Source organism: Pseudomonas sp. SDO5591_S426 (assembly GCF_054070755.1).
On sequence record NZ_JBSVXD010000025.1, the window covers coordinates 40,404 to 47,450 of the forward strand.

Sequence of the window (7,047 nt, forward strand, 5' to 3'; positions counted from 1 at the left end):
CTCAGTCCTCCCGCGTCACGCGCAGCAACTCGTCGAGGCTGGTCTGCCCGTCGATCACCCGTTGCCGGCCGTCCTGAAACAGGCTGCGCGACACCTTGCGTGCCTCGGCGGTCAATGCCTGCTCACCGGCGCCCTGATGAATCAGCGCCGAGATGGCCGGCGTCACGCTGATCAATTCATAGATCCCGATCCGCCCGCGATAACCGTGCTGACACTGTTCGCAACCCACCGCTCTGAACAGTTGCAACGACGCGCCAGTGTCGAGCCCCAGACGCTGGCAGGCAGCCGCACCAGCGCTGTACGGTGCCTTGCAATGCGGGCACAAAGTACGCAACAACCGCTGGGCCAAAACGCCCACCAGCGACGATGCCAACAGATACGCATCCACCCCCATGTCCACCAGACGCGTCACCGCACCAACCGCGCTGTTGGTGTGCAACGTCGACAGCACCAGATGGCCGGTCAACGAAGCCTGCACGGCGATTTCCGCGGTCTCGCGGTCACGGATCTCACCGACCATCACCACGTCCGGGTCCTGACGCAGAATCGCCCGCAAACCCCGGGCGAAAGTCATGTCGACTTTCGGGTTGACCGGCATCTGCCCGACGCCGGGCAAGTGATATTCGATGGGGTCTTCGACCGTCAGGATGTTGCGGGTCTGGTCGTTCAGGCTACTCAGCGCGGCGTACAGGCTGGTGGTCTTGCCGGAGCCCGTCGGGCCGGTGACCAGCAGAATGCCGTGGGGTTTGCCCAAGAGTTGGCGCAGGTCCGCGAGGGTGTCTTCCGGTATGCCCAGACGTTGCAACTCCAGGCGCCCGGCCTGTTTATCGAGCAGGCGCAAGACCACTCGTTCGCCGTGGGCCGAGGGCAAGGTCGAAACCCGCACATCGACTTCATGCCCGGCCAACCGCAGGGCTATCCGACCATCCTGGGGCACCCGTTTTTCAGCGATATCCAGCCGCGCCATGACCTTGATTCGCGACACCAGCAGCGTCGCCAATTCACGCCGTGGTCGAAGCATTTCACGCAATTGCCCATCGACCCGCATGCGCACCGACAGGTATTGCTCGAAGGTTTCCAGGTGCACGTCCGAGGCCTGTTCACGCACGGCTTCGCTGAGCAGCGCGTTGATCAAGCGGATGATCGGCGCATCGCCTTGCTGCTCCAGCAGATCGGCGGTTTGCGGAACCTGATCCACCAGGCTGAGCAGGTCCAGTTCTTCGTCCAGCCCTTGAGCGACCTGTTCAGCGGCGCTCTGCCCTTCGCGATAGGCTGCGGCCAGTCGCGAGGCAAACACGTCCGCTGACAGCAGCCGTAACGGCAGCGCCCGGCCGCACATCCGGCGCGCTTCGGCCAGGGCCGTGAGCGGCGTATCGGCGCGCATCGCCAGGCTCCATTCCCCGCCCTCGCACTCCAGCAGCACGCCGAAGCGCCGGGCGAAACCGAAGGGCAGTGGCTCGTAAAAAACGCTCGTGTGGTTCATGGCGTATGGGGCACTGGCTGGCGCAGATCAAACACCGGCGCATCGGAACCCGGCTCGAACAAGCGGCGTGCATCCGCTGGCAGCAGCAACGAATTGTTGCCCGCCGCGCCCTGCTGACTCAAATCGCGCAGCGCGTTGTAACGCTGCTGGCTGACGTCGACCAGGTCTTCCTTGCTGCGCACGATGGTCGGCCTCAAGAACACCATCAGATTGCTTTTCGTTTGGGTGTCGCGGGTCCAGCGAAACAGCGCGCCGAGGTAGGGAATATCGCGCAGCAACGGCACGCCGCTTTTTTGCGTGCGCACGCTGTCCCGGATCAAACCGCCGATGACGATGATTTCGCCGTCGTCGGCCAGAATGGTGCTCTTGAGCGCGCGCTTGTTGGTGATCAGGTCGGAGGAATCGATACCGGAAACCGACGGCGCAATGTCCGAGACTTCCTGCTCGACCTCCAGTCGCAACGTCGAGCCTTCATTGATGTAGGGCTTGATCTTGAGGCTGATGCCGACGTCCTTGCGCTCGACCGTGGTGAACGGATTGTCCGCACCGCTGCTGTTGGTCGCGTAAGAACCGGTTTTGAACGGCACGTTCTGGCCGACGATGATTTCCGCTTCTTGATTATCGAGGGTCAACAGGCTCGGCGTGGACAGCAGGTTGCTGTGGGTGTTGCTGGCCAGCGCCGAAATCAATGCGCCGAAACGGTCACTGCCCAGCCGTAGCAGTGCGCCTTCCGGCGCCGACTTGTTCTCGTCAAATGTCAGGCCGCCGACGATCGGGATGTCGGTGCCGGGGAAGTTGATGAAGCCTTTCGCGTCGCCGGTGTTCAGGCCCCATTGCACACCAACGGCTTCGGCGATGTCCCCGGAAATCTCGACGATGGCGGCATGGATCAGCACTTGCGCACGAGGCTGGTCCAACTGACGCACGATACTTTCGATGGTTCGCACCTGCGCCGGCTCGGCGATCAGCACCAGCGCATTCTGGCTTTCGTCGGCCTTGATCATGAAGGTAGCGCCGGCCGCTGTGTCTTTGCTGGTGCCAATGGCGGGCGATACTTTTCTGCCCTGCCCCATGCTTTCCAGAATCTCAGCCAACTGCTTGGCATCGCTGTGACGCAGGCGGATTACGCGGGCATTGTCAGATGTCACCGTGGTCGGGATATCGAGGCCGCGAGCCAGTTCGGCCAGGCGTTGGCGAACCGCGGGCGGGCCGATGAGGATCAAGCGGTTGGTCCTGCTGTCGGCCAGCACCTGGATGGTGGTGTCGGCATTGCGTTTGCCCAGTGAGGCTTCCATCACCGGGGCCACATCGCTGGCCTGGGCGTGGCGCAGTTGAACCACGGCGTGCATGTTGCCCTGCCCCGAATCCAGCTGGCGCACCACCTGAGTGATTCGTTGCACATTAGCCGCCGTGTCGGTGACCACCAGCGCATTGGCCGACACCGACGGGCCGACATAGCCATTAACCGATACCAACGGCCTGACCAGCCCGCCAATATCAGTGGCGCTGCTGGTATTCAGCTCGATGACCCGGGTGACGAACTGCGAAGGCGTGGCGTTTTTTGCCGGACCGTTGCCGGCGCGGGTTTTGGCTTCGGTCACCGGCGTGATCAGAATCCGGTCACCTTCGTCGATCACCGTGAAGTTATGGGCGTCGAGCACTGAGTAAAACAAACGACGAACACCCTCTCGATCGAGGGCTTGCCGAGACATGACCGTGATGCGCCCGGAGACTCTGGGATCGAGCACCACGGTGGTCCCGAGAATGCTGGAAATTTCCTCGACAATGTCGCGCAGCTCGGCATTGTTCATCGCCAACTGCCATTTTTCTTCTGCGGCAGACAGCACAGTCGGAAGGCTTGCCGTCACCAGAACGGCAAGAAGAAGCATGGAGCGCAAGGCCTGCGCGCCAGTGAAGCTGTTCATGGTCTGATCACTCTGACGGCCCGGAAAACGGGCGTAGATAACGCACTGATACAACGGGAGTTCGAGGCTCGGTTGGAGATTCGAATCGGCGCAGAAAACGCGCGGCAGGTGTTTGCAGGGTCAATAGTTCTTCGCGCCCCTTGTTCCACAGCATCACTTGGTTGGTCTCGACGCGACGCAGAACGCTGCCGCCGGGCAACCGTTCGCCGACCTGGTACAAACGTGAACCTTGTGCATCGGCCAGCAATGCTCTGGACAAACCATTGCTGACGACAAAACTGGCCTGCAAGGTCAAGGGCTCGGCGCTGGTTCGAGGGGTGTCGTCTGTGGCCAGTCCAAATACCGTTGCCAACGCCGTCGCATCCAGTGGCACGCGGGCAGGCTCGGGGATAACAGCGACCATCGCCGGTAATGCCCGGGTGAACTGTTCACGAAAAATCCGCTCCTGCCACACGACAAAAACGGCGCAGCCCACCGGCAAAATCAGCAGGCCTGCCGTGATCCGGCGCAGGCCGAAACAGGTCAGCACCTTCAGTGAAAGTTTCACGATGGGTTCACTCGATTCTCAACGGAAAGGCCCCGTCTTCAGACGACCCTTCTCAGGTCGCCTGAAGTGCTGCGGGAGGACTTAGAGTTCGTTCCACGCCATGTGCGAATGCGCACCGACGCCAGGTTCGAATCCGTTGGCAGTCGGGCTGTATTGCTTGCAGTAGCCCGACTCCGGGAATGGCTTGCACTCGAAGACCTTGTTGATCTTCGGTTGCAGCACTCTGGTACCAGCGATGTAGCCACTGATGCCTTCCGGGAACACAAACTCGTAGTCAGCGCCAGCGCCTTCACCCGTCAGTTGCGTGGTCTGGGTATCCTGGCGAGTAGTGCGGCCATCGAGTGTGGTGCCGACCAGGGTCAGCGTATGTGCACCAGGATTGCCGCGCACATCGATCGCCAGCCAATTCGAGCCGCTGTCCACTTGTGCAGAGGTGGAGCCGACGGGCTTGTTGTTCTCGTTGAACAGGGTCGCTTCGACGTTCATTTTGCGGTTGGACAAAATGCCGAAATCAACCTTGGCCAAGCCTTTTTCCAGCACATATTCAGCTTGCTGGGATGCCACCGACAGGCGAGCCGCGGCATCTTCCTGCATGTTCAATTGCACTTCGTAGCGCGTTACACCGCTCGCTTTTTGCGCGTACAAACGGTTGTTGCCCTTGACCGGCTCGACCGTACCGTCTTCGTCACGGACGCCCGCGCGGATGAGTGTATGGGCCTTGTTGATCGCCTCTGCCAACTTGAACGACCAATTGTTGGGTGCGCCTTCTTCGGCCGTGTTGATAGAAATTTCAACACTGTAATCCGGGCTTTCGCCGTTGGCGGAAAACGCGCGAGCCTTGACCTTGTCACCAACCAGCAATGTGGTCGAAGGCGCAATGCTGCCGACGGAGGACCAGCCACCCGGCAGTTCCGGCTCAGCCAGGATGTTCACGTCCGCCGGGTTGTAGAACGCGGCGTCGGTGTCACCAACCGTCCAGACCCCCAGGATGACGTGATGCCCGGATTTGTCGGCGGGAATGGTGCAGTTGTGCTTGTCGCTGTTGGACGGCTTCTGATTGCCACCGTCGATGGTGCAGAACGGTGTGCTCTCGAAGGTAGCGCGTTTGAGCGCTTCGTTCGGGTTCCAGCCGTTGCGGGTGATGAAGTATTCATGTTTGGTGGCTGGATGAACGGCCGTGTAGTGCCATTGGAAATCCAGAGTGCGATTGTGGATTTCCGTCAGGTGCCAACGGGTGGCGGACTGGGCGTCCAGTGCCGAGAACAGCGAGTGACCGCCACTTGCAATCTTGCCATCGACCGGCCCCTGCAACGGAGCGCCACCGACACCGGCGGGAAAGCCCTTGAAGGTTTCGCCAACACTTTGTGGCTCGTATTGCGCACCGCCACAGTTGGTGTTCAAGCCTTTCTGACAGAGCAGTGCACGCGACGGTGGCACTTCCAGGAAGCCATGAGCTGAAGCACTTTGGGACGCCAGCATTGCCGATAACAGGATCATTGAAGAAGTGCACGCAGCAAACGCACTTCCCTTGTACGAAGTATTTTTCATCAAATGAGTTCCAGACTTCTTATCGAAATTTAAGGCGCGCATCGCTGGCGCCGATGTTTGCGATATTGCTCAGCGACTGGCTGAGCAAGGGTCCGAACCTTACGTGGATGAATGAATTTTCTATGTAGGGAAAGTCTCTGCTGACCGCAGGAACAGTCTCTTCAGCTCTTTCTCCGACAATGGATGAGAGAATTCTTACAAGCTGTGGCGCCACCCCTAAACAAGAAAAAAGAGCATAAAAAAAGCCTGTCCAGCGTCATGCCGGACAGGCTTTGGCAACATCAGAAATCTGTTACTCGTGATATTGCGCCGACAACTCATGCACGGCGCGCAAGAACGCACCCGCATGTTCCGGATCGACTTCCGGAGTGATGCCGTGACCCAGGTTGAACACGTGGCCGCTGCCTTTGCCGTAGCTGGCGAGGATGCGACCGACCTCGGTGCGAATCGCTTCTGGTTTCGCGTAGAGCACGGTCGGGTCCATGTTGCCTTGCAGGGCGACCTTGTCGCCGACACGGGTGCGGGCGCTGCCGATGTCGCAGGTCCAGTCCAGGCCCAGAGCATCCGCGCCAGCGTCGGCGATGCTTTCCAGCCACAGCCCGCCGTTCTTGGTGAACAGGATCACCGGAACCTTGCGGCCTTCGTGCTCGCGGATCAGGCCGCTGACGATTTTCTTCATGTAGGCCAGGGAGAATTCCTGGTACGCCGCCGCCGAGAGGCTGCCGCCCCAGCTGTCGAAGATCTGCACCGCTTGCGCGCCGGCCATGATCTGGCCGTTGAGGTAGCTGGTGACCGTCTGCGCGAGCTTGTCCAGCAGCAGGTGCAAGGCTTGCGGGTTGTCGTAGAGCATGGTTTTGGTCTTGCGGTAGTCCTTCGACGAGCCGCCTTCGACCATGTAGGTCGCCAGGGTCCATGGGCTGCCGGCAAAGCCGATCAGCGGTACACGACCGTTCAGTTCACGGCGAATGGTGCTGACCGCGTCCATCACGTAGCCGAGGTCTTTGTGTGGATCAGGAATCGGCAGGGCTTCGATGTCGGCCAGGGTGCTGACGACTTTCTTGAAGCGCGGACCTTCACCGGTTTCGAAGTACAGACCCTGGCCCATGGCATCGGGGATGGTCAGGATGTCGGAGAAGAGGATCGCCGCGTCCAGCTGCGGGTAGCGATCGAGCGGTTGCATCGTGACTTCGCAAGCGAACTCCGGGTTCATGCACAGGCTCATGAAGTCGCCGGCCTTGGCGCGGCTGGCGCGGTATTCCGGCAGGTAGCGACCGGCCTGACGCATCATCCACACGGGGGTGACGTCTACGGGTTGCTTGAGCAGGGCGCGAAGGAAACGGTCGTTCTTCAGGGCAGTCATGTCGGCATCCGGAAAAAAAGTGCGGGCATTTTCTCAGAGCCGGACGCAAAAGGCACGGTTGCAGGTCAGCCTTTTGTCTATCGGGTCAATTTGTCGCGGCTGAATGCAGTGTTTGCTGCACCACAAAACACTGTGGGAGCTGGCTTGCCAGCGATGCAGACACCTCGGTTTGTCAGGTAGGCCG

At 60.4% G+C, this 7,047-nt stretch carries 5 protein-coding genes; all 5 read right to left on the reverse strand.

Annotated features, from left to right (window positions below):
* Position 1: 1 nt before the first annotated feature.
* The 5 genes from gspE to hemE all read right to left on the reverse strand — a co-directional run bounded on the left by gspE (position 2) and on the right by hemE (position 6,863).
* Positions 2-1,483: a type II secretion system ATPase GspE gene (gspE, locus tag ACW9JC_RS08165; protein ID WP_457454578.1), complete on the reverse strand. Its 1,482-nt coding sequence runs from the start codon at positions 1,481-1,483 to the stop codon at positions 2-4.
* Positions 1,480-3,408 carry a type II secretion system secretin GspD gene (gspD, locus tag ACW9JC_RS08170; protein ID WP_457454580.1) on the reverse strand — a complete coding sequence of 643 codons (1,929 nt, stop codon included), beginning with the start codon at positions 3,406-3,408 and terminating at the stop codon, positions 1,480-1,482. The genes gspE and gspD overlap by 4 nt, the downstream gene beginning before the upstream one ends.
* 7 nt (positions 3,409-3,415) lie before the next feature.
* A complete protein-coding gene (locus ACW9JC_RS08175; RefSeq protein WP_457454581.1) occupies positions 3,416-3,955 on the reverse strand; it encodes a type II secretion system protein N in 540 nt (179 codons plus the stop codon).
* An 81-nt stretch (positions 3,956-4,036) separates the two neighbouring features.
* Complete coding sequence (gene gbpA / locus ACW9JC_RS08180) at positions 4,037-5,503, reverse strand: N-acetylglucosamine-binding protein GbpA (protein ID WP_457454583.1); 1,467 nt, start codon at positions 5,501-5,503, stop codon at positions 4,037-4,039.
* Between the two features lie 292 nt (positions 5,504-5,795).
* Positions 5,796-6,863, reverse strand: coding sequence for a uroporphyrinogen decarboxylase (gene hemE, locus ACW9JC_RS08185; protein WP_338584314.1), 1,068 nt, complete (start codon positions 6,861-6,863; stop codon positions 5,796-5,798).
* Between the last annotated feature and the right edge of the window lie 184 nt (positions 6,864-7,047).

Coding starts and splice junctions, on each gene's coding strand:
- gbpA (WP_457454583.1), bottom strand. CDS start 5,503: ATGAAAAATACTTCGTACAAGGGAAGTGCGTTTGCTGCGTGCACTTCT.
- gspE (WP_457454578.1), bottom strand. CDS start 1,483: ATGAACCACACGAGCGTTTTTTACGAGCCACTGCCCTTCGGTTTCGCC.
- gspD (WP_457454580.1), bottom strand. CDS start 3,408: ATGAACAGCTTCACTGGCGCGCAGGCCTTGCGCTCCATGCTTCTTCTT.
- hemE (WP_338584314.1), bottom strand. CDS start 6,863: ATGACTGCCCTGAAGAACGACCGTTTCCTTCGCGCCCTGCTCAAGCAA.